The organism is Parabacteroides sp. AF18-52 (assembly GCF_003479145.1).
Taxonomy (GTDB): Bacteria; Bacteroidota; Bacteroidia; order Bacteroidales; family Tannerellaceae; genus Parabacteroides; species Parabacteroides faecis.
The window spans coordinates 324749-349243 of sequence record NZ_QUGR01000001.1; the positions used below are offsets into that span (position 1 = coordinate 324749).

Annotated in this window: 20 protein-coding genes; 10 read left to right on the forward strand and 10 right to left on the reverse strand. The window is 42.0% G+C overall.

Annotation, left to right across the window (positions count from 1 at the left end; all coding sequences use genetic code 11):
• Nucleotides 1-155: 155 nt before the first annotated feature.
• On the forward strand, nt 156-1628 hold the full coding sequence (locus DWX23_RS01290) for a PCMD domain-containing protein (protein WP_233587457.1): 1473 nt from the start codon (nt 156-158) through the stop codon (nt 1626-1628).
• 124 nt (nt 1629-1752) lie between these two features.
• Here the strand turns inward: DWX23_RS01290 and DWX23_RS01295 are convergent, their stop codons facing one another.
• The 4 genes from DWX23_RS01295 to DWX23_RS01310 all read right to left on the reverse strand — a co-directional run bounded on the left by DWX23_RS01295 (nt 1753) and on the right by DWX23_RS01310 (nt 6660).
• Nucleotides 1753-2838 (reverse strand): LptF/LptG family permease, encoded by a 1086-nt coding sequence (locus DWX23_RS01295; protein WP_122356693.1) that lies wholly within the window; start codon nt 2836-2838, stop codon nt 1753-1755.
• An 87-nt stretch (nt 2839-2925) separates the two neighbouring features.
• On the reverse strand, nt 2926-4056 hold the full coding sequence (gene tgt, locus DWX23_RS01300; RefSeq protein ID WP_122356691.1) for a tRNA guanosine(34) transglycosylase Tgt: 1131 nt from the start codon (nt 4054-4056) through the stop codon (nt 2926-2928).
• A 40-nt stretch (nt 4057-4096) separates the two neighbouring features.
• Nucleotides 4097-5710, reverse strand: coding sequence for a 4Fe-4S binding protein (locus DWX23_RS01305; protein ID WP_122373117.1), 1614 nt, complete (start codon nt 5708-5710; stop codon nt 4097-4099).
• The gene (locus tag DWX23_RS01310) at nt 5710-6660 is read right to left on the reverse strand and encodes a DUF362 domain-containing protein (protein ID WP_255419624.1); all 951 of its coding nucleotides are present in this window, start codon (nt 6658-6660) and stop codon (nt 5710-5712) included. The genes DWX23_RS01305 and DWX23_RS01310 overlap by 1 nt, the downstream gene beginning before the upstream one ends.
• Before the next feature lie 79 nt (nt 6661-6739).
• Here DWX23_RS01310 and DWX23_RS01315 point away from each other — a divergent pair, with 79 nt between their 5' ends.
• On the forward strand, nt 6740-7537 hold the full coding sequence (locus DWX23_RS01315; RefSeq protein WP_122373118.1) for a hypothetical protein: 798 nt from the start codon (nt 6740-6742) through the stop codon (nt 7535-7537).
• 14 nt (nt 7538-7551) lie between these two features.
• Complete coding sequence (locus DWX23_RS01320; RefSeq protein ID WP_122356683.1) at nt 7552-7959, forward strand: secondary thiamine-phosphate synthase enzyme YjbQ; 408 nt, start codon at nt 7552-7554, stop codon at nt 7957-7959.
• Nucleotides 7960-8154: 195 nt separating this feature from the next.
• Here DWX23_RS01320 and DWX23_RS01325 read toward each other — a convergent pair whose 3' ends face one another.
• Entirely contained in the window at nt 8155-8748 is a 594-nt protein-coding gene (locus DWX23_RS01325; protein ID WP_122373119.1) for a sugar O-acetyltransferase, read from the reverse strand.
• Between the two features lie 300 nt (nt 8749-9048).
• Between DWX23_RS01325 and DWX23_RS01330 the strand changes: the two genes are divergently transcribed.
• Both DWX23_RS01330 and DWX23_RS01335 read left to right on the forward strand, forming a co-directional pair.
• Complete coding sequence (locus tag DWX23_RS01330; RefSeq protein WP_122373120.1) at nt 9049-9915, forward strand: DUF3737 family protein; 867 nt, start codon at nt 9049-9051, stop codon at nt 9913-9915.
• A complete protein-coding gene (locus DWX23_RS01335; protein ID WP_122373121.1) occupies nt 9912-11069 on the forward strand; it encodes a MalY/PatB family protein in 1158 nt (385 codons plus the stop codon). The genes DWX23_RS01330 and DWX23_RS01335 overlap by 4 nt, the downstream gene beginning before the upstream one ends.
• A 15-nt stretch (nt 11070-11084) precedes the next feature.
• Here the strand turns inward: DWX23_RS01335 and bla are convergent, their stop codons facing one another.
• Together bla and DWX23_RS01345 are read right to left on the reverse strand one after the other, a co-directional pair.
• Nucleotides 11085-11978: a class A beta-lactamase, subclass A2 gene (gene bla / locus DWX23_RS01340; protein ID WP_122373122.1), complete on the reverse strand. Its 894-nt coding sequence runs from the start codon at nt 11976-11978 to the stop codon at nt 11085-11087.
• 20 nt (nt 11979-11998) lie between these two features.
• On the reverse strand, nt 11999-12916 hold the full coding sequence (locus DWX23_RS01345) for a helix-turn-helix domain-containing protein (protein WP_122373472.1): 918 nt from the start codon (nt 12914-12916) through the stop codon (nt 11999-12001).
• A 205-nt stretch (nt 12917-13121) separates the two neighbouring features.
• Here DWX23_RS01345 and DWX23_RS01350 point away from each other — a divergent pair, with 205 nt between their 5' ends.
• The 3 genes from DWX23_RS01350 (at nt 13122) to DWX23_RS01360 (ending at nt 18236) form a co-directional block, all read left to right on the forward strand.
• Entirely contained in the window at nt 13122-15332 is a 2211-nt protein-coding gene (locus DWX23_RS01350) for an outer membrane beta-barrel family protein (RefSeq protein WP_122373473.1), read from the forward strand.
• 37 nt (nt 15333-15369) lie between these two features.
• On the forward strand, nt 15370-17706 hold the full coding sequence (locus tag DWX23_RS01355) for an ATP-dependent helicase (protein ID WP_122373123.1): 2337 nt from the start codon (nt 15370-15372) through the stop codon (nt 17704-17706).
• Between the two features lie 311 nt (nt 17707-18017).
• The gene (locus DWX23_RS01360; protein WP_122373124.1) at nt 18018-18236 is read left to right on the forward strand and encodes a DUF6722 family protein; all 219 of its coding nucleotides are present in this window, start codon (nt 18018-18020) and stop codon (nt 18234-18236) included.
• A 164-nt stretch (nt 18237-18400) separates the two neighbouring features.
• Here DWX23_RS01360 and DWX23_RS01365 read toward each other — a convergent pair whose 3' ends face one another.
• The 3 genes from DWX23_RS01365 to DWX23_RS01375 all read right to left on the reverse strand — a co-directional run bounded on the left by DWX23_RS01365 (nt 18401) and on the right by DWX23_RS01375 (nt 21809).
• A complete protein-coding gene (locus tag DWX23_RS01365; RefSeq protein WP_147382509.1) occupies nt 18401-19861 on the reverse strand; it encodes a TlpA disulfide reductase family protein in 1461 nt (486 codons plus the stop codon).
• Nucleotides 19862-20094: 233 nt separating this feature from the next.
• Nucleotides 20095-21432, reverse strand: coding sequence for a TonB family protein (locus DWX23_RS01370; protein ID WP_122373126.1), 1338 nt, complete (start codon nt 21430-21432; stop codon nt 20095-20097).
• 17 nt (nt 21433-21449) lie between these two features.
• Entirely contained in the window at nt 21450-21809 is a 360-nt protein-coding gene (locus DWX23_RS01375) for a BlaI/MecI/CopY family transcriptional regulator (protein WP_122373127.1), read from the reverse strand.
• A 419-nt stretch (nt 21810-22228) separates the two neighbouring features.
• On the opposite strand from DWX23_RS01375, the gene nspC reads away from it, so the two are divergent.
• Complete coding sequence (gene nspC, locus DWX23_RS01380) at nt 22229-23368, forward strand: carboxynorspermidine decarboxylase (RefSeq protein WP_122373128.1); 1140 nt, start codon at nt 22229-22231, stop codon at nt 23366-23368.
• Nucleotides 23369-23490: 122 nt separating this feature from the next.
• Nucleotides 23491-24444 carry a signal recognition particle-docking protein FtsY gene (gene ftsY / locus DWX23_RS01385; RefSeq protein WP_122357266.1) on the forward strand — a complete coding sequence of 318 codons (954 nt, stop codon included), beginning with the start codon at nt 23491-23493 and terminating at the stop codon, nt 24442-24444.
• The last annotated feature ends 51 nt before the right edge of the window (nt 24445-24495 follow it).

Consider the following 24495-nt stretch of genomic DNA (forward strand, 5'->3'; position numbering starts at 1 on the left):
GTAACAATTTTCATTGCTTTTATGCAACACTAATTCTTAATAATAAATGTTCTATATTTAAGATTTTCTTAATTTCCAAAAATAATCCTTATCTTCGTGCTGTTTTGAAGAACTTTATTTTAATAATTAAAAGGTATTAGTTTACTGACAAATTTATGAAAACAAAACTAATGTGTTTATTCAGCATGCTTTGCATGCTAAGTTTGTTCACGGCTTGTAGTGATGACGATAAGGGAGGACCTATCGGAACAGAATTTGACGGCGTATATAAAGGAACGCTCGATGTAGATCTGGACGGAACTAAAGTCGGTGAAAATCTTCCCCAGAAAGTGTATGTGACCAAAGTCGGCGACAACCAGATCAAGATGGAACTGAAAAACTTCAGCTTCGGTGCTATGGCACTCGGAAACATTTCCGTAGACAAATGTAATGTAGAAAAACAAAGTGATGACGCTTGTAAGTTCGATGGCGAACAAAAGTTGAAGCTGTTGCCTATCGACGGCGATTGCGATGTAGTGATGAACGGTACTATCGTCGGTGAAAAAATCGATATGGTGATCGATGTGAAAGTGTCCCAGCCAGGTGCAGCCATCACGGTGAAAGTCGATTTCACGGGTACGAAACTGGCTACAGACCAGAGTTCGGAAGCTAAGATCACAGAATTTACTTTCGACAGTAAAGAAGTCGTTTCACAGCCAGTTATTGATGGAACTAATATTACATTTATGGTAACAGACACCATCAAAGCAGAAGAATTGGCCGCATTGGTTCCAACTATCCAAATTTCCGATAAGGCAACAATCACTCCTGCAAGCGGTGTAGCGCAGGATTTCTCTAAACCAGTCACTTACACTGTGACTTCGGAAGATGGAATTACGACCACGACTTATACTGTTTCCGTAGCTGGCAAAATGCAGAAATATTCACTAGACGAATGGGTTGACAAAGGAACCGGTAAGGCTGCCTACAAAACGCCATTCCCTGATGATAAATGGGCTACCAGTACCGCCGGAGCCAGCTTATTAGCGCTTTTTGGTTATACGGGCGAATTTCCGGTTGTTCCAACAGATGACGCTGTTAGCGGAACGGCTGCTAAACTGGTTACTAAGAATACAGCGGATATATCTATGGCACCTGCTATTACTTCCGGCTCTTTATATACAGGTCGTTTTGCAATTGATTTTTCGAACCAGTTGAACAGTACGAAATTCGGTATCATGTGTGATAAGAAACCGTTGCTCTTTAATGGATATTATAAATATACTCCTGGTGAATTATTTTTAGATGGTTCTGAAAAAGCAAATATTATAGAACATCCGGAATTGACGGACGAATGCAGCATAATGGGAGTTTTATATGAAGTAGCTGACGAGAAGGAAACATTGACAGGCGTAGATATCGGCGATTCTGATAAACGTGTAGCAGTAGCGAAGCTGGCCGACGGTACGGCGAAAGCGGAATATACTCCGTTCAGCCTCGAATTCAATTTTCTGGATGGCAAAACGTATGATTCAACCAAATTGTATAAGCTGGCTCTCATTTTTTCTTCCAGCAGTAAAGGTGATGCTTTCCAGGGAGCACCCGGAAGTACCTTATATATAGATGAGCTGGAAGTCGTTTTCGAATAATATACGATTCGTAAAATCCATATAGTGAAAAAGGAATGTATCAAAGTTAGTTTTGATACATTCCTTTTTATTTTTCAGCTACCACAAACATTTCATGGCTCATAAGCGGCGGGTATACCAGTGATTATCTCGGCGCTTTCCGGTACAGATAAATGGCAATGAACGTATAGAGAATATTCGGGATCCAGGCGGCCACCATCGCACTTACATATCCGTTGATCGCAAAGGTCGATGTAACCGTGGTGAACAGGATGTAAGAGAAACTCAAAGCCAGTCCGATACCGATATTCATACCCATACCTCCCTTGATTTTGCGTGAGGAGAGGGAAGCCCCGATAGAGGTCAGGATAAATGCCGCCATGATGGAAGCGAAACGCTTATGATATTCGATCTGGAATGTCTGGATATTACCTATACCACGCGTTTTCTGCCGTTCGATATAAGTTGCCAGCTGCGGGGAGGTCATCGTCTCACAATCGTTTACCGAGATCAGGAAGTCGGACGGAATGATCGTCAACGTCGTGTCTTTACGGGAGCCTTGGGTGATATGTTCGCGCATTCCTTCAAAGTCACGGATCATATAATCGATCACGGTCCATTTGTATAGCGAGTCGTATTTGATTGAATTGGCCGTCAGCTTGGAGATCAGCTTCTTTCCTTCGAAATGTTCGAGTGAGAAACGATAACCCATGTTCGGGCGTGCGTCATAACGGTCGAAATAAGCAAACACACCCGGTTCCACTTCAATCTGTATGTTTCGGGCATATTCCACTTTTTTGTTCCTGATATATTTGTTCTGAAAATCGATACGCGTCACATTGGCCGGGGGAATGATGAAAGCACTCAATACAAAACTGGCTATCGCAATGATCGCAGCCGAGATCGCATAAGGCAGCATCAGTCGCCGGAAACTCATTCCGCTTGCCAACATGGCGATAATCTCCGAATTGTCCGCCAGCTTCGAGGTAAAGAAGATGACCGCAATAAACGTGAACAATGGACTGAACAAGTTGGCGAAATAGGGGATAAAGTTCATATAATAATCCAGAATGATCGCCTGCAGGGGAACTTCGGGCTTCAGGAACTTATCGATCTTTTCGTTTATATCGAATACGACGGAGATAGAGATGATCAGCATGATCGCGAAAACATACGTTCCGAGAAACTGCTTGATGATATACCAGTCTATCCGTTTTAATTTGAATTTCATACGAATGTCTTTTTAATTGAAAATTGAGAATTGAAAATTGAAAACTGGAATAGATTATGAAAATTCTCAATTTTCAATCTTCAATTCTTAAAGTCGATTATTTAGTTGCTGCACCATACCGCTTTTCCAGATAGCAAAGTCACCGGCGATGATATGCTTTCGTGCTTCCTTCACCAGCCACAGATAGAAGGCGAGGTTATGGATGGAAGCAATTTGCAGACCCAGGAGTTCGTTTACTTTGATCAGATGATGCAGGTATGCTTTGCTGTAAAGCGTATCTACGTATGAGTGGGCATCCGGATCGACAGGGGAGAAGTCGTCCTCCCATTTCTTATTGCGCAGGTTGATCGTACCGTATTGCGTGAAGATCTGCCCGTTACGTCCGTTACGGGTCGGCATGATACAGTCGAACATATCCACGCCGCGCTCGATTGCCTCCAGCAGATTAATCGGAGTCCCGACCCCCATCAGGTAGCGAGGTTTGTCTTTGGGTAATATTTCATTGACAACCTCGATCATTTCGTACATCTTCTCGGTAGGTTCGCCGACAGCCAGTCCGCCGATAGCATTTCCGTCAGCCCCTTTCTTTGCAATGTTCTCAGCCGCATGACGGCGCAGATCTGGATATACACAACCCTGTACGATCGGGAAGAGGCATTGGCTGTAACCATATTTCGGCTCCGTGGAATTGAAACGGTCGAAACAACGGTCCAGCCATCGTTCGGTCAAACCCAGTGACTTTTTTGCATAATCATAGTCGGCATCTCCCGGACAACATTCGTCGAAAGCCATAATGATGTCGGCACCGATGATACGCTGGATATCCATTACCTTTTCGGGGGTGAAAAGATGCTTTGAACCATCTATATGAGAACGGAACTCGGCTCCTTCCTCGTGCAATTTGCGGTTGTCGGAAAGCGAGAATACCTGAAAACCTCCGCTGTCGGTCAGGATAGGGCGATCCCATGTATTAAACTTGTGCAATCCCCCGGCTTTCTCCAGGATTTCAAGACCCGGACGCAGGTATAGATGATAGGTGTTACCCAGGATAATCTGTGCCTTAATATCCTCTTTCAGTTCGGTCATGTGGACGCCTTTCACTGTGCCTTGTGTTCCGACAGGCATAAAAATGGGCGTCTCGATTACCCCGTGATCGGTTGTAATCAAGCCCGCCCTTGCATTTGTCTTAGTATCGTTGTGTTGTAATTCGAATTTCATTCTTTATCTTTGCTTTGGGCGCAAAGGTAATATAATTCTATCAGAATCCGAAGTCATCTACTTCTACGTTTTTGACTTCTTCCTCTTCCGGTAAAACAATGGTTTGATGCACCACATTCGACTTCACGATAATAGCCCGCATCGGACGCACCGGACAGATCGATTCGCAGCCGCCGCAACCTACACATAAGTCGGGATTTACCTGTGGGATCGTCAGTGTTCCTTCGTAAGGTACCATGTGTACAGCCTGTGTCGGACAGTGTTCGGAGCAGGCACCGCAGTCAGTTCCTTCCGTCTTCACAATACAACGGTTGATAAAGAAAGTGGCAATACCTACCTGCAACGATTTCTTTTCTTCCACCGTAATAGGCATAATGGCACCGGCCGGGCAAACTTCCGAGCATATCGTGCATTCGTAATTACAATAACTACTGAGATAGGCCATGCGCGGCTTCAACAGATAATCGAAACCATATTCCAATCCGGCCGGACGCAATACCTGGCTCGGACACTTCACCACACAGATATGGCATCCGGTACATTTGTCTTTGAAACGTTCCAGGCTCAGTGATCCCGGAGGTGTAACGGGCGGCCATTTTTTACGGCCTTTTCTCTTTCCGTGACCATTCCCATGTCCATTACCTTTGGCTTGTTCGACACCTTCCGCAATAGCCGAAACGATCGGGAGGGTAGCGGCAACAGTAGCTCCGGTTGCCAGAAAAGTACGACGGCTGTTCACTGCCGGTTGCGGTTCTGCTTCCATATTCATGGCAGCTTCGGCAATCTTCTTTTCTTCTTTCCTGAAAGGAGGGTTGAAACGGTATTGCAATCCGCCTTTGGAGCAGGATGAAACACAGTTGAAACAATCCACGCAACGCGATGTGTCGACCGTCAGATTTTTAGCGTCGATCGCTTCTGCTTTACAGGTATGTTCACAGTTCCCACAATGAGTACAAGCCTCTTTGTCGAACGAAATGCGGAAGAATGAATAACGCGAAACCAGACTAAGCAAAGCTCCAACCGGACATAACGAGTTACAAAACAGACGGCCGCGGAAAATAACCATCACGGCAAATACAACCAATGCCACGATGCCGGCCACCAGACCTGCCATGCTCACGGTACTGATCGTTACATGAAACAACGAGTAGTTATCCATTTTCATCAACCAGTCGGCCAAAATGTTATTTCCCCACATGACGGAAGGGCGGAACAAATTTGCTGCGATGCGTCCAAAGTTACTGTACGGATCGAGTAACAGGCACAGACCGGAAAATCCCAGTGCAGCCGTTATCGCTGTTGCCGCCAGTAGAACATAACGTACCCAGTTCAAGGGTTTATGATATTTGAACCGTCGTATCCCTTTTTTCTTCTTTTTGCCTATACAGAACAGGCGATTGATCATATCCTGGAAAACTCCGGCCGGACAGATTACCGAACAGTAGATACGCCCGAAGAATAACGTCAGCAGAAGTAGAACGGCTACGATCCCGAACATACCGCCCAAAATAGCAGGCAGTAACTGGACATGCAGCAGTTTATGTATATCCATCGGCATCTTATTCGTAAAGTCCAGGAAGAAAAGAAGGATGGGTATAAAAAACAGGACTGCGAGCAGAACTCTCAGTCCTTTTAAATAATTAGGTCGCTTCATTAAATCTTAATACGTTTGATATTGACTTTCTTTAAATCCGTTGTTCCCAGTTTTAATTCTTCTCCTTTACCGATGTGTCCGACAGCTTCCATATCCAGTTTCTTTACCTGGTTGAACAGAGCCAGAGCGGCCGTGTCGATCGCAATGATATTCGGAGAGACGATCATGGATTTCAATGTAGCTACGTCGGCAGCGCTTTTACCCTGCGGCCCGTTCTGGTGCATCATACGGTAAGCATCTACGATATTCAGTACCGGTTTCTTCTGCCAGGTACAAATATCGGCGATACATTGCTGCAGGTCGTTCTGATGGAAGAACCGGCGGTCCCAAACGATCCCCATATAATTCTTCATGGCACAGGATAGTTTTGCTCCACCATGATTCTTCAAGATAGGAACGTTGATCCAGGCATCCGCTTCGATCAGTGCTTCATGTATCTTGGCTGATTTTACTTTTACTCCGTTGGGGATAGATACTTCTTTGAAATACTTTTCGTCATTACCCGGCATGATAATACCTCCGGCTTCTTTTACGGCTGCAGCGATACCACTGCTTTCATAACATTTCTGCCAGTTATCGCAGGTATGGTCGAAAACGGTTACTTTTTCTGCTCCGGCATCCAGGCATTTCTTTACCAGCGCTTTGATAAGTTGTGGGTTGGTATTTCCTGCCAGTTCCGGTGTACGGTCCCATCCGATGTTCGGTTTGATAACGACTTTTTGCCCTTTTTTGATATACTTTCCGATTCCCCCCAGGGTCTCCAATGCTTTGTCAAGCATGACTTCAGGCTCGCCACCCATAACGGCTACCATTTCAGGAGCTTGTTCCACTGCCATCGTATTGGTTGATAAGGCAGCTTGCAACCCTTTAAAGTCTATTGAAAGAGCGGCACCAGCTACTACACTGGTCTTTAAGAAATCACGACGTTTCATCTTGTTGTAATTGGTTATTAGAATTATTGATAGTTGAAACAAAGGTAGCAATTCTCTGAATTATAGTGTATCTTTGCCCGTAAAAAATATTAATTTAATGGAATTATATACTTATATATCACTACATTCCTTTGTCGAAGGTTGCATGAAACCGGCTGGGGAACCGGCGTTTATCTTACAAGCTGAAAATTTATTATATATCGTTGCCAAGGAAGAATATCAATATGGATTGTCGTTGCTAAGGAAAGCCATAGGTGAGTATGAAGTACAGAAAGGAATTCCAAAGGAAGAGAGTAAACAAGCCATTCCTTTTTTTCGTGAAAAGCGGCGGATGCTGATCGGGCCGGAGATGGATCTTTATAAGTTATCTTTTTATGAAGACGGCACTTTTCTTCCCGGGAAAGTAAAAGACTCCGGATTGCCATACCTGCGTTTGTCACTCGATTATGAGCAATTGGCTGAACATTGTCTTTTTGAAAACATGTTCCTGATCCGCTGTAAATATGATGAAGGGCAGGTACTCGCCAATTTTGTTACACAGATGGAGCGTGAATACGATAAGTTCTTTTTCGATGAAGAGCACAGTGGTTTTACGGCTGATTCGCGTTTCTTCTCACTCTTATGTAATGCTTGCCTGGAAGTAAAGAATCCGGCATGTGCACCGGAGAAAGAATGGCGGTTGACAGTCCTTCGCAATCCTGCCGATGCCGGTTACCGGTACGAGGACGGGCAATTGCAACCTTTCGTTCCCATCTCTTTGCCCCTGAATGTCATCCGCAAAGTAACTTTACTTGACAGTGAGACTGAAGAACTGAACTTTAGTGCCCTTGCCGGATTCATGCAACAGGTCGGTTTATCACCGGAACGTTATCTGGAAGGATTACTGGAACAATAAACCGGAGATTTATCATGGCTACAACATTCGATATACAATTGCCTCATTATAACCGGGGATTCCATCTCGTCACGCGGGATATTGTTTCCCGTCTGCCGGAACTACCGGAAAGCGGCCTGTTATTCCTGTTTATCAAACATACTTCTGCCGCGCTTACCCTGAATGAGAATGCGGACCCGTCTGTCCGTCACGACTTCAATACCTTTTTCAATAAATTGGTGCCCGACGGAGCTTCTTATTTTACCCATACGCTGGAAGGAGACGATGATATGTCTGCCCATATCAAGGCTTCGCTATTAGGATCGTCTGTAACTATTCCGATAAAGAACCATCGTCTGAACCTGGGGACCTGGCAAGGTATCTATCTTTGTGAATTCCGCGACGGCGGTGACAGCCGCAGGTTGAGTATTACAATTATATAGTTAGTTTCCGTAAATTTCCTAAGTAGGAAACTCCAGTTCCCTGCCTGGGAAACTCGCGTTTCCTACCTGGGAAATTCCAGTTCCCTGCGGAGGGAACTGGAGTTTCCAAACCTGGGATTTACGAGGAAACTGTAATAGATTGTCAATTAGTTGGGTACGTTGAAATAGACAATAGGGAACAAATGACTATTCCTGTCAATTGGAATTTTTTCTGATAACTCTACAAGGATTTCCAACCGCTATACTGTTGGCGGGTATTGATTGGGTTACCACACTTCCGGCGCCGATAACGCAATTATCTCCGATCGTGACACCCGGAAGGATGATAGCGCCGCCTCCGATCCATACATAATTTCCGATGGTGATCGGGAGGGCTTTCGTTTTGAAAAAGAGTTCCCCTGAATTTTCATCCCAGTTTTCTACAAATCTTTCGTTGGCAGCTACCGGGTGTGTTGCAGTATATAGTTGTACGTTGGGAGCAATTAAAACATGGTTTCCGATCGTAATAATGTTATCGTCTAAAAAGGTACAATTCATATTTATAACGACCTTATCCCCAATAAAGATATGTTTACCGCATTCGCAATGAAAATTGATATCCACACTTACATACTTGCCAACTTTCCCGAACATTTCATGCAAAAGCTCCGTCCTCGCTTCCGTATCGGAAATATCCGTTGCATTAAATTTCGAGAGTAATCTTTTATTCCGGATGATCATATCCAAAACCTCTTTGTCGAGCCGGTTGCAGTATTCACCGGCTAAAAATTTTTGATAATTGGTTTTCATGTTCTGATAACTGTTAAATGCATAGTCGAATGGCAATCTGCTTTGTAGACTTGTACACCTGTAAAAGTACGAATAAATCTATATGTATCATTATATTCCTCATGAAAATACGATATTTTGAATTTCTGTAATTTAGGTAATGATACCAGTAATTTGTCTACAAAAGATATTATATCCCGATTGTAATTTTGTAGTGTAGAAAATAGCCATGCGGAAAAGCAGACGGATTTCTTCAGTAAAGTCTTGCTATAAAAAACAAATAGGAATTATAAAATAACGAATAAACTAATTAATTGAATTATGGAAATTATTAAGAACAAAGAATATGAAGGCGAACGTCCTTTATTTGCGACACATGATTTACAACTGGAAAATGTAACGATTCATACAGGTGAATCAGCTTTAAAAGAATGCAGTAATATCATCGCGGTAAACTGCCGCTTCGAGGGTAAATATCCCTTTTGGCATAACGATGGCTTTATCCTGAAAAATTGTCTTTTTACTGATGGAGCACGTGCAGCTTTATGGTATTCAAGGAATCTGCAAATGACTGACACTATTGTAGAAGCCCCGAAGATGTTCCGTGATATGGATGGGATCAAATTAGAGAATGTGCAACTATCCAATGCGTTGGAAACATTCTGGCATTGCCGCAACGTTGAACTGAAGAATGTACAGGTCGACAAAGCAGATTACCTGTTTATGCACGGAGAGAATATTCATATTGAGAATTACAGCCAGAATGGGAATTATTCATTCCAGTACTGCAAGAATGTCGAAATCCGTAATGCCGTTATCCATTCGAAAGATGCCTTCTGGAATATTGAAAATGTGACAGTGTACGATTCTGAACTGACCGGTGAATATCTGGGATGGCACTCACATAACCTGCGTCTGGTAAATTGCAAAATATCAGGAACACAGGCTCTTTGTTATGCACATGACCTGGTGATGGAGAACTGTACAATGGCGGATGATGCTGATCTTTGTTTTGAATACAGCAGTGTACAAGCTACCATTAACAGCCCGGTACATAGCATAAAAAATCCGCGTACCGGATGCATCACGGCTGAAAGTTATAATGAAATCATTATTGATGAAAACATCCTGCGACCGGCAAATTGTGAATTGAGACTGTGGGATAACATAACTTGCTTCAATCAATGAAATACAATTTTGATGAAATAATACCCCGTCGTGGAAGTAATTCCTATAAATGGGATACAGCAAAAGAAGAGGATGTTCTTCCCATGTGGGTAGCCGATATGGATTTCCGCACAGCCCCTTGTGTGGTTGAAGCATTGCACAAACGAGTGGAACATGGCATTTTCGGTTATACCAAAGTGCCTTCCGCTTATTACGAAGCTGTAACGAACTGGTTTATGCGACGGCACGGTTGGCAAATAAAGGAAGATTGGATTATCTATACTTCTGGTGTAGTTCCAGCCTTATCAGCCATAATCAAAGCACTGACCATGCCGGGCGATCGTGTATTGGTACAAACTCCGGTTTACAATTGCTTTTTCTCCTCTATTCGTAATAACGGTTGCGAAGTGGTCACCAATCCACTTCTTTATACCGATGGAACTTACCGGATCGATTTCGATGGTTTGGAAAAAGAAGCTTCCGATCCTAAAGTCAAATTATTACTTTTATGCAACCCGCATAATCCGGCAGGCAGAGTTTGGACCCGGCAGGAATTGATGCGTATCGGCGAGATTTGTTTTCGGAATGACGTATGGGTGGTCGCTGATGAGATTCATTGCGAACTCGTTTTTCCGGAGCATTCTTATACACCTTTTGCCTCCATCTCGAAAGAGTTCCTGATGAATTCCGTTACCTGTATTTCACCTAGCAAGGCTTTTAATCTGGCTGGATTACAGATAGCAAACATTATTTCTGCCAATGAATATGTGCGTATGAAAATAGACAAGGCGATTAATATCAACGAGGTCTGCGATGTGAATCCTTTTGGAGTTGAAGCCCTGATCTCTGCCTACAATGAAGGTGAAGAATGGTTGGAAGATCTTAAACAATACCTGCTGGGCAACTATAATTACCTGAAAAGATATTTTGAAAAGTATCTCCCTCATTTGAAAGTTTTACCGTTGGAAGGAACCTATTTGGTTTGGGTCGATTGTTCCGCCCGGAAACAATCTTCGGAAGAGATTGTGAAGACTTTGCTGGATAAGGAAAAACTGTTGGTAAACGAAGGAAACATGTATGGTGAAGTGGGTAAGTACTTTATTCGCATCAATATTGCTTGTCCGAGAGCGCTTCTGATCGATGGTTTAGGCAGGCTTAGACGTGCTTTGAAATAAGAGGATATAAATACCTCATTCAGTGAGGTATTTATAAATCACGTCCGATATGGAAGCTATGATTTTCGCATTTGTTTCCATACTTTCATTTGAATCTTTGATAAATACAGCAACAGTGTATCTGCTTCCATCCGGAAGCAGAACAAAACCGATGTCATTTGTACCAATAAATTGCCCCTTTTCATTCAGATCACTGGTACCGGTTTTGTGTCCTATAACTGCCTTTGTTTTTAATAATGGCTGTGGCAAACGGTCTTTTCCGGTTTCACATTCGATCATGATATTTTTGATGAATTCCTGATATTCCTCTTTAAATAATGACCGGGTAAGTAAGATGTCTAATAAACGGGCAGCTTCCAATGGTGTGCTCCAGTTCAGGTAGCAAGCTGATAAATCCAGATGCATATCATCTTCGGTGATTACAATAGAGAATTGCTGTAGACCTAAGGAACGGATATACTTATCCGCAACAGAAGGACCGCCTATATATTTGAATAAGACGTCGCAAGCTATATTATCACTTAGCTGGATAGTGTACTTCAAAAGTTCACTGATCGGAAGGGATACATTTCCCTGGGGATATTTATCACGCAACGGACTATAAGTGTTTTCGATTATATCCTCTTTCTCCATCCGTATTTGGGTATCGAGAGGCAGATTGTTTTGTTGCAAATAATTGAGTACTGCCAATGCCTGATGAAACTTGAATACACTCATCATCGGATACCGGTCTTCGTTATTAACGGTAACAGTGTCTTTGCCATTTAATATGATACCTACACCTATCCGGGCTTTTTTATCTTTGATAATTTCTTGAATATCGGCTTTTAATTGCTCTGATTGTGCCTGCAAACCGGCAATGTAGCAGAAGCAGAAAAGAGTACAAAAAATAATACGTATGTGTTTCATAAATATAAAATGAATGACATTTATACCGCAATGCTTTCTTTGATCTCCAACTGATAAGCTCTTCCTCTGTCGGTCGTTATTTTTAAATTGCTGTTATCTTCTACCAGCGGACGCAGACGTCGGATCAAAGTATTCAACGTTTCGTCGGCATTGTCTTTACCCGGCCATAGTGTATCGCAGATATCTGCTCTCGGCAGGATATGGGAGGAGGAGAGGAAAAACATTTCCATGATCTTGTATTGTTGCGGAGTAAGTTTTAGTTTCTCCCGATCTTCCTTATAGAAACATGCATGGTGACAGGAAAAAGTCAGATTTCCGAAGACCAACGTCTTTTCTTCTTGTGGCTGGCTTGCGCTTCTGCGACGAAATAAAAAGACAGAAAGGGCACCGGACAAGATAGCAACGATCAACAGTATCAAAGGAGTTCGTTTATCTGTAAGTGCCAAAATATCCGCAGTCGAGTAATTGATATATCCTTGAAAAGAAATTCCCAGTTCTTCCTGTGATGCTTCGGGGATATTCAGGTTGGCACTCAGCCAGATAACGGTATCGCTTGCCAGATAATTCTGTGTTTGATCTTTTTCAGGAGTTACGTATGCGATAGATTTATCTGTTGTTTTCTTATTTTTTACGTGTACAATAATACCGCTTTTCTTTTTCAGTTGCTCAAACTTCAATGCTTCGGCAAAATCTTTATTATAACTTTCGATAGAGACCGGATTTCCGAAAAGAGCAGACAAGCGCGAATAAGTTTTAAGTGTATCCTGATTCATCCATTGTCCGGACTTTTGCATAATAGTCTGCTGCAATGCCTGATTCAGATCCGAAACGATTGCTTTCTGTACTTCCGAATAATTATGAAAGCCGAAACTGAATGATAGTACAAGCATGCAGGCTGTAAAAATAACCGATAGATTTGCTGCTAACCGTGTGTTCATCGTTTTTCTTTTATTAACGCCCGAAGATAAGAATTTATTGTAATCCGTACCGGTAACATTCGTATCTATTTTCGTGAAATCCGCTAAATAACGGGATGTCATGTAATTGTCAGATAAATGTCAGACAGATGTACGCCAATTATTTATACCGTCGTTCCTTTTGCCGTCTACTTTTGTTTCGGATAATTCAATTAAAATATATTATATGAAAAAAATAGTTGGTTTATGCGTGTTGATCTTACTTTCTAAAAGTATCGAAGTATGCGGACAGGTTGATTCCCTGTCCCTCAAAGAAATCGAACTATCGGAAGTGAGCGTGGTTGCAGCCAAGCCATTAATAAAGGCAGATGTGGATAAGACCGTTTATAATATAGCGGACGATCCCGATTCGAAAACTAATACATTGCTTGAGATGCTTCGGAAAGTCCCGTTTGTAACTGTCGACGGTAATGACGATATCAAAGTAAACGGCAGCAGTAGCTTCCGTGTTTATATGAATGGTAAACCGTCCGGTATATTATCGAATAATCCGAAAGAAGCATTGCGGAGTATACCGGCTAATACGATTAAAAAGATAGAGGTCATTACCGATCCCGGGGCACGTTATGATGCAGAAGGGGTTAGCGGGGTACTGAATATTATAACCAAAGGTTCGGAGTTCGAAGGATACAATGCAGATCTGAACACGATCTTGTTGAACAGAATGCAGATGATAGGAGGATATGCTACGATTAAATATGGCAAGTTATCACTCTCTGCCAATTATTCTTTCAGCCATTATAAAAGTAAGATAAAGGCCGAATCTTTTCAGCAGCAGTTTAACAGGCCTGAAGAAACTTACCTGAACCAATATAACAATAGTTCCTATAAAACACCCGGACATTATGGAGGCCTGGAAGCTAGTCTGGAGATCGATTTTCTTAACCTGATAACCTTATCTGGCTTTTTGAATAATGGGCATAACAAATCGAACAGTTTCGTTAGCTATTCCATGGAAGACGTCGGACATGAACCTGTATATTCTTATGGGCATGACCGGAATGATTATGATAAATGGGGATATAATTCGATAAAAGCAGATTATCAACGTTCTTTCAGGCGAAATAAGAAAGAGATGCTTACATTGTCTTATCAGTATGGTTATTCTCCACAAAACACCAATAATTATTCAGAGATTATAGATAAACAAGGAGATGCTGTTTCGTTGGAATATCTGGAAAATTTTAATCATCAACGGAATAAAGCAAAGAGTGACGAACATACATTACAACTGGATTATACAAATCCGTTTACCGGAAAACATTGTATGGAAAGCGGATTGAAATATATACGCCGGGTCAGTAGCAGCAAAGCGATTTCAGAAGTGAAAAGACAGGAATCGGATGACTGGAGTCCTTCGGATTATCAACCTTTTCTCGATTATAGACATTTGCAGAATATAATGGCTGTTTATGCAGGTTACAGCTATTCATATAAAAAATGGGGAGTCAAAAGCGGCCTTCGGATGGAACATACCTGGCAGGACGTAACCTATAAGGAAGGCTATGGAAAGGATTTCGGTTATCAGGCAACCGACTGGGTGCCGTCTTTGTCCGGATCATTTAAAATAAGCGATCTTCAGAGTCTTCGTTTGTCTTATAATTTACGTTTGCGCAGGCCGGGTATCGACCGTCTGAATCCTTATATCTCGATAACGGGAAAGAGTATCAACTACGGAAATCCGGATTTGAAATCGGAGAAACATCATCGCATTACATTGGCTTATAGCTATTTTGCCTCCAACTTCAATATGCAGGCAACCGTGCTTTATACTGAATCCCGCAAAGGGGTCGGTGAGTATCAGTTCCTGGATGCGAATAATGTACAGAATCATACCTATGCAAATCTGGAAAATATAAGAGGCGGAGGACTAGGTGGTTATGTTGGATATAATCCTTCCGCTAAGACTTCGTTGTCGGTCAATGCATCTCTTTATTATCTGAACTTGTGGGTCGACAAGAAGTATGAAACTCTACTTCCCGGACTGGATAATCAGGGAGTAAGTGGAGGTATATATGCCAATTTCTCACAGAAGCTGAACCGGGGATGGCGTATCAATTTATCCGGTGGTTGCGGTAAACAGGAAATATCGCTGGGTTATCATCCTGATTTATTTTATTATTACGGAGCAACGATCTCTAAATCGTTTATGAAAGAGAAACTGACGCTGGCTTTACGCGGACAAAATTTCCTGCAACCTTACCGGAAAGGAACCGGTAAACAAATTTATCCGGATTTTAATCTCACCCAGAAAATCTGGTATTACGATAATACATTCGGTATTTCAGTAAGTTACCGTTTCGGGGAATTGAAGGAGAATGTGAGGAAGGTTGCCCGTAGTATCACGAACGACGACCTGGAACGTTCAAATAAATAAAAATTAGTACCTTTGTATTCCTAAAAAGAGAAGGTACGTGGAAGAATATCTGGATCAACTAAATGAGAGTCAGCGCGAAGCTGTTAAATATAATGAAGGGCCGTCGCTGGTGATTGCCGGCGCCGGTTCCGGTAAGACAAGAGTACTTACTTATAAGATAGCTTATCTGGTACATTTGGGGCTGGCACCTCAGAGTATTCTTGCACTTACTTTTACCAACAAAGCGGCACGTGAAATGAAAGAACGTATTGCAAAGATAACCGGTGACCAGACGGCACGCCGGTTATGGATGGGAACGTTCCACTCGATCTTTTCACGTATCCTTCGCTATGAAGCAGAACATATCGGTTACCCTTCCAACTTCACAATTTACGACGCATCCGACTCGAAGAGTCTGCTGAAAGCGATTATCAAAGAGATGCAGCTGGATGATAAAGTGTATCGTATCGGAATGATACAGAGTCGTATTTCGAACGCTAAAAATGCGTTGGTCACCTGGAAGGCTTATGAGCAATCCAAGGAGTTGATGCAGCATGATATAGATTCGAAAGTCCCTTTGTTACGTGAAATATATAAGCGCTATCAGAACCGTTGCCAGCAGGCAGGAGCAATGGACTTCGACGATCTGCTGCTTCAAACGAATATCCTGTTTCGCGACCATCCGCAAGTATTGGAAAAATATCGTAGCTTCTTTCAGTTTGTACTGGTTGACGAGTATCAGGATACGAACTTTGCCCAGCATTTGATCGTTCAGAAACTTTGCGAGCAACATCGCCGTATTTGTGTGGTGGGAGATGATGCTCAAAGTATTTACTCTTTCCGTGGAGCCAATATCGATAATATCCTGCAATTCAAAAATCAATATCCGGGTTGCCGTATCTTCAAACTGGAACGCAATTACCGTTCTACACAGAATATCGTAAATGCGGCAAACAGTCTGATCCATAAGAATAAAGAACAGATATTCAAGAACGTATATTCGGAAAAGGAGCAAGGCAGTAAAGTCCGTGTCTCTTCTTCCTATTCCGATTATGAAGAAGGATACGCAGTAGCAGCCATGATCAATGAAATGCGGATGCGCAAGGATTATGATTATTCCGAATTTGCCATTCTGTACCGGACAAATGCCCAATCGCGTATTCTGGAAGAGGCGCTTCGTAAAAGAGGAATACCCTACAAAATATATGGCGGCTTGTCTTTTTATCAGCGTAAAGAAGTGAAGGATGTAATTTCTTATCTGCGCCTGATAGTCAACCCGCATGATGAAGAGGCTTTTAAACGTGTTATCAATTATCCTTCCAGGGGAATCGGTGATACGACAGTTAATAAAGTGATCAGTGCTGCTACGGAAAATAACGTAAGTCTTTGGACCGTACTGAATGCGCCGATTGATTATGCGTTGCCGATCAATAGTGGGACGGCGAAGAAGTTGTCCGACTTCCGTGAAATGATTGAACGGTTTATACAGGAGAATGCACGTCTTTCCGCTGAAGAAATGGCTGCTATGGTCGTAAAGGAGAGTGGAATCGTCAGTACGCTCTTTCAGGATCGTTCGGTAGAAGGGATCAGTAAACAGGAGAATCTGCAGGAGTTATTGAAAGGTATCGCTGAATTTTGCGAACTGAGACGCGAGGAAGGAGTCGAACAAGTTTCTCTGGCAGACTTTCTTTCTGAAATATCCCTGTTGACGGATCAGGATAATGACAAAGACGAACAGGCGAATAAAGTTACCATGATGACTGTTCATGCTGCCAAAGGATTGGAATTTAGAAATGTGTTTGTAGTCGGTCTGGAAGAAGAACTGTTCCCGTCGTCCATGTCGAAAGATAATCCGCGTGCGGTGGAGGAAGAACGTCGTTTATTTTATGTAGCAATTACCCGTGCCGAAGAAAACTGTGTACTGACTTATGCCAAGAGCCGTTTTCGGAACGGGCAGAGTGCCATGTGTTCTCCCAGCCGTTTCCTGAAAGATATCGATGTGCAGTTTCTGGAACTTCCGGCAGACTCGTCAGCAGATACGTTTGCTGCTGCCCGTGAACGCTTTGAACGTCCGGCTTTTTCTTCACCTTTCCAGCAGCCTCGGGCAGTGGAGAAAGAAGAACCGTCTTTCATCTCTCCTGTGGCACAGGCACAACAACGTCAGCGTTTGAGAAAGGTGGAAACTGCAACTTCCTCTCCGGTATCGTCTTCTGCACCTGCTTCCGATCTTTCCGGTTTACGTGTCGGAGCCAAAGTACGCCATGACCGCTTCGGGGAAGGTGAAGTTATTGCTATCGAAGGAGATGGAGGCAATGCCAAAGCAACAGTGGCATTCACTCATTTCGGACAAAAACAGTTACTTTTAAAATTTGCCCGGTTGACAATCATAAAGTAAATAAGTTCACAAATTCTCAAAATGCAGGATTCGAGCGAAAAGGTCATAACTACCATCTTCATATAGACGAACTGGAATGGTGCATCAGCATTCAAAAAGATCCGTTTGGATATAGTTCTGATTTTCGTCTTTGGGATAGAGATCGGCATCATCTTCAAAGAATATTATCCATCAATGCCCCAGTCTAATTTGTATCTTGCAATATCTTAATACTAAATCCGGTTTACTTGAATGAAAATAATTTGATAATCTATCCTTATAGATGAAAAAATAATTACATTTGTAACTGATTACAATTAAAATCTTACGTTATGGGAAAGTTTATAGTTCAACAAGAAAAGCAAAAAGTCCGTAAAGAGACAATGGGTAAGTACTTTTACGATCTGTCAAGGTTAACTTTTGCGGCAATGGTTTTGGGGGGAATAATATCATTTTTTCAGGGAATTGAAATTAAATGGTGTTATGTAGTACTTTTGGGACTCATAGTCGTTTTTGCATTTGCCCGTATTGGTAATAACATCTTAAAATAAAGAAAATGATAACTTTTGGAATATTAGCAATCGTCGCAGTTGGTATTTATATTTATACGATAACCCCAGCAGGTAAGCGGTGGATCGATAAATTGTAAAAGGAGATTTCTAAAACAAATAAAATCAAGCCAATAGATCAATTATGAATCTATTGGCTTTTTATATCATAACAGACTGTTTATTTTTTGTTTGGTTCGAGGATCACTGGGGCGTACTACTGTTCCGTAATCCACAATGATTCCTTCGCGGTTGAGCAATAGATAATGAGGATAGCCTTTTAGTTCCAGTCGGTTCAATATTTTTATTAAAGATTTATCATCCGCAAAGTCCGTTTGATACAGGCAATCGATTCCCGGTTGTTGCAGATCCAGCCGTTTCACTAAATCTTCCCATGTCTTTCTGGGACCACCGGCACAAATGCTTACCATAACGACATCCTCCGGAGAAAACTCTTTACGAAGTTTTTTGAGCGGTTCCATTTCACCCAGGCAGGGAGAACAAGCTGTAGTCCAGAAATCCAGATAAATTACTTTTCCTTTATATTTGTCCATTATCTCATAAACAGGTTTCATAAAATCCATATCGACTTTCAAACCCGGCATATCGGAATAGTTCCCGTAAAGCATATAATTAGATACGGTACGGGGATTTTTCAGAAAATCTTTTTTGTTCTGATAAGCCGAATGAAGCACCTGGTTTAGAACAGGAATATGTACAATCGAATCAAGTTGTTTCTGCCGACTGGAGAAAAGCGTTGTGTCGTTTGATACTAGCGACTGTGAGATTGATGCAGCATAAAGATATTGCTTGATATTTTTCCCTGTGGGATAAGCTACGAAATCATCGAAAGTAGTCTTCTCTTTCTTTACTTTATATATTTGGCAAGTAATAAAAGAACTAATGGTTTCTGTCAACTTGAATATATTTGACGGAATGATCTCCCCTTCAAAAAAAGAGTCGGCTTTAGCAAATATCTCCTGTTCGTTGTATCTTGAGATATCTTTATTTTGCCAGCTCCGGGTGCTGAGATAGTCGATCAATATGCGATAATAATCGATTTTCAAAAGTTTGTCCGTATATTGCCGTATCTCTTCGTCCGGTTTGTATGTGTCGAGAAACTCCAGTCTGCGTTCTTGCCGTAGTTGATATTCCTGTTGTAATTCAGTCTCAAAGGCTTCCGGTTCCAGATCTCTTCTGATTAAATAGTCTTCTATATAATAGCGTCCGCTCTGTGCGAAAGTATTTATTTCCTGATTCCTTTTTTCGGCATCTCCGGATATCTTCGGATTAAGAATGTTTTTAAAGTCTATCTCCACATGCAGGCTATCGCCCGGACTGACAAATAAATGGTCTGCATACTTACTGATCTGCACATTTCGGAGTTTGGCGTAAGGAGAGAAACGGAATGAAAAACTTCCGTCTTCAGCAATAGGTACAACATATTTCGTCTCCTGGTCACGGAAAAACGGAACGATAAGTGTTAAGTCTTTTTCCTGCGGGTAAAAATCACTGTTCAAGACTTTTCCGGTAATAATAACTTCCTTCGAGTAATCCTTATATTCTTTGTCGGATGGATTACAAGACAGGCATAATAAAGGAATCAGAGGTAATAATAGTCGTTTCATGGGATTCGGGATTACAAGATACTTTGTAAACAAAAATACGATTTTATATCGAGTAAGGAGTACGAATCTAATAAAAATCTATACTTTTGTAAGTACTAACTACTAATAAAAATATTTCCCTTTTTCGAGAGGGTGGGGCATGTTATCTTTATTATCGCCTGGCAGCATTTTGAAGATTTCATGCCTTCTTTGTGTCTACTCAAAAAAGGGAAATAGATGTTAAACCGGATTGATTATTGTAATCTGAAAATAACAGGTACAGTATAAGCGACTCTTATGATTTCACCTGATTTGTTTTTACCCGGAGTCCATTTAGGCATTAATTTAACAACCCGTAAGGCTTCTGCATCCAGCGAAGGAGAGATGCTGCGTACAACTTTGATGTCTGATATGCTACCATCTTTCTCTACGATAAATGTCAGAGACACACGCCCTTCTTCTTTCTTTTCAAAAGCCTCTGTCGGATACTTTATGCTTTTTGATAAAAACTGTAACAGCGCTTCCTGTCCACCTGGAAATTCAGGCATCACTTCACAAACAGTGTGCACTTTGTCATCATCCGGAGGAAGCGGTGCTTCCGCTATCGTTGCCGGGACAAATTCGGGAGTCGTTGCAGCAACAAGCGCTTTAGGGGCATCCGTTGTCCGGCTATTTACAATCCGCGCCATTACATCGATGTTGTTGAATAACAACATGGCAGCAGCCATCGGGATTAATGCCAGATACTTTACTTTTCCGACATTATTCGTTCTTTTTTTGTTTAACATAGAAATTCTCTTTTTTAATGGTAAGACACTGAAATTATTATATAGATTTGCTATAGCCGTATCTGAATGTTCCAATCCTATGAGGTGATACTGATATTTTTTCTTGTCGTATCCCGCATGCATAACTTCTTGATCTGCCAGATATTCCAGGTTTATGCCGATCTCTTTCTTGAAGAGCCACGCAAACGGATTTATCCAGCAAATAACAGAAACCAACTCTCCGAGCAAGACATCGAAAGAGTGAACTTGCCGGACATGGGCAGCTTCATGCTGGAGTATTTCCCCCAATATAAGCTCATTCTGTAGTTTCGCAGGGATGAAGATCCATCGGAAGAAAGAATAAGGTTCTTCCGTTTCCGGGATCAGATATACCTTAATTCCGTCGATCATACACTTTTTACTCCGCCGATGTGTTACGAATAAGTTTATCATTTCAGCTATGCACCGGATGGTTAAGATCAGCACTCCGGACAGATAGATGATGATAAAGCTGTTCATGCCTGCTTTTCCCCAATCCATATTCGCTTCATTGGCCGTTTTGTCCATACTTGCGGCAGCCTCGACAGGTATCTCCTTGGGTAAGATCGTTGAATAATAGGAAATCATTTCCGATATGGTCGGACGTGTTGACAGCCAATTACTGATATCAGGCAATTGATATAGAAAAGCAATCAGCAACATGCCCAATAACGTTATCCGTCTCAGTCCGAAAAATGTATCATTACGGAATAACAGGCGGTAACTTATATAAAGTAAAGCCAACGCCAGGTTTACTTTGATGAAATAGATAAATAGCGGCGTCATAGCAGAGCGTTTTTTAATTATTCTTCATTTTCAATCAGGTTCATCAGATCCTGCAGATCGCTTTTAGATAACTTCCGGTCTTTTACAAAAAACGTAACCATTTCTTTGTAAGAGCCCGTAAAGTAGTCCCTGACAACATTCGACATGAAAGTCCGCTTGTAGTCTGCCTCTTTGATCAAAGGTGAGAATTCGGTAATTGTTCCGTACTTCTTCGGCGAGACATATTTTTTACGTTCCAGGTTGCGCACAACGGATGCGACACTGGTATAAGGAGGACGGGGTTCCGACATTTCACTCAGGATATCCCGGATAAAGCAAGGACCTAACTTCCATATATACAACATGATCTCTTCTTCTTGTGCTGTCAATCGTTCCATCTGTCTATAATTTTCTGATTAATAGTCTACTATTTTTTAGCAAAGCTACTAATATTTAGTAGATATACAACCGGAAGCCTTGTAAATATTGTTAAAGGGGACCAAATACTATTGTGTCATTGCAAGGGTAATACTACTGCAAATGTCGGATGCTTGCTAGTTGCCTATGTAATACCTATATAAAATTACTTTTTTCATGTTACTGACAACTGATGCCATTACTATGGCAAAAGAGTGCCACAGGCATGGCACAGTAATGCCACCAGCTTGACATTCTTCTGCCAACGTTGTGGCAGAGGGTTTACGCTCTTATCTCTATTAAGATTTGTAGCTGACGTTATCTTCTTCCGCTTGGTATACTGGGATATTCTGAATATAACATTATCTTTGTAGCTTATTTAATTGAATAAAGAAACTAGATGATCGATTTCAACGTAATACCATCTCCTTGTTATGTGATGGAAGAGAAACTGCTTCGTAATAACCTGGCACTTATTAAAAGTGTAAAGGAGCGGGCAGGAGTGAATATAATTCTTGCATTCAAGGCATTCGCTTTGTGGAAATCTTTTCCGATCGTTCGTGAGTATATACCGTATTCAACGGCCAGTTCGAAGTTTGAAGCACAGTTGGCTTTTGAAGAAATGGGAAGTCCGGCTCATACGTATTCCCCGGCTTATACGGAAGCTGATTTTCCTGCCATATTGAAATATAGCAGTCATATAACTTTCAATTCGTTATCTCAGTTCGAGCGTTTTTATCCGATGGTGAAAGCGGATGGGAGCCGTGTCTCATGCGGTTTGCGCATCAATCCGGAATATTCGGATGTGGAAACCGAGTTATATAATCCTTGCGCACCGGGTTCAAGGATGGGAGTTATTTCAGACCTGTTGGGCGACAAGTTACCGGAAGGAGTAGAAGGACTCCATTTTCATACGCTTTGCGAATCCTCTTCGTATGATCTGGAAAAAACATTGGGGGAAGTGGAAAAGCGTTTCGGACGTTTCCTTCCTCATATCAAATGGTTGAATATGGGAGGCGGACATCTAATGACACGAAAAGGATATGACACGGAACACCTGATATCTTTACTTCAGTCATTCAAGGCTAAATACCCTAATTTAGAAATCATTATGGAACCGGGAAGTGCTTTTGCCTGGCAAACAGGCTTCCTGTTGACCACAGTTGTGGATATCGTGGAGAACCACGGTATAAAGACTGCTATAATCGATGCGTCGTTTACCTGCCACATGCCGGATTGCCTGGAAATGCCGTATAAGCCGGCCATCCGTAATGCCACTGACCGGATAGAAGGAAAACCGACTTACCGTATCGGTGGAAACAGTTGCCTGAGTGGTGATTATATGGGAGACTGGTCGTTTGATGAACCGTTGAAAATAGGAGATAAGATTATCTTTGAAGATATGATCCATTATACAATCGTAAAAACGTCCATGTTCAACGGAATACCACATCCGTCATTGGCTCTGTGGAGTAAGGATGACAAACTGGTTCTATACCGGACATTCGGCTACGAAGATTATAAAGGGAGAAATGGTTAAGTTGACAGTTGACAAGTGACAGTTTTTAGATAACTTTCCATTGTCAACTGTCAACTGTCAACTAAAAAAGTTGTAACTTAGCGGTCTCATTCTAAGCAGAAATAAATTAAGCGGATTAATATATGGGTATTTTTAGCTTTTTCAGTAAAGAAAAAAAGGAAACTTTAGACAAAGGGTTATCTAAGACCAAAGAAAATGTTTTTTCTAAACTCACCAGGGCCATTGCCGGTAAGAGCAAAGTCGATGATGAAGTATTGGATAACCTGGAAGAGGTGCTTATTACTTCCGATGTCGGTGTAGACACAACGTTGAAGATCATCGAACGCATCGAGAAGCGCGTAGCCCGTGACAAATATGTGACTACCCAGGAACTGACAACGTTGTTGCGTGATGAGATCGCAACTCTGTTGACCGAAAATAATACGGAAGATGCTGAAAGTTTTACTCTGCCGGAAGATAAAAAGCCTTATGTCATTATGGTGGTCGGTGTGAACGGGGTCGGTAAAACGACTACGATCGGAAAGCTCGCTTATCAGTTCAAGAAAGCCGGGAAAAATGTTTACCTGGGAGCTGCCGATACATTCCGTGCAGCGGCTGTGGAGCAACTCGTTATCTGGAGTGAACGTGTCGGTGTCCCTATCGTAAAGCAGAAAATGGGTTCAGATCCGGCTTCTGTGGCATTCGATACGCTTAGTTCGGCCAAGGCTAATAATGCAGATGTGGTGATTATCGATACGGCAGGTCGTCTGCATAACAAGATAAACCTGATGAATGAGCTGACCAAGATCAAGAATGTGATGAAGAAAGTCATTCCGGATGCTCCCCACGAAGTTTTACTGGTGCTGGACGGTTCCACAGGGCAAAATGCTTTTGAACAGGCTAAGCAGTTTACGGCCGCAACGGAGGTGAATGCGTTGGCTGTCACTAAATTGGACGGAACAGCTAAAGGAGGTGTGGTGATCGGTATTTCTGACCATTTCCGTATCCCGGTGAAATATATCGGTCTGGGTGAAGGGATGGAAGATCTGCAGGTCTTTAACAAAAAGGAATTTGTCAATTCATTATTTGGAGAATAATATTTAAGAGTAACTTTTCCCCTCTTGAGAGGGGGCAGGGGGTGTGTAACA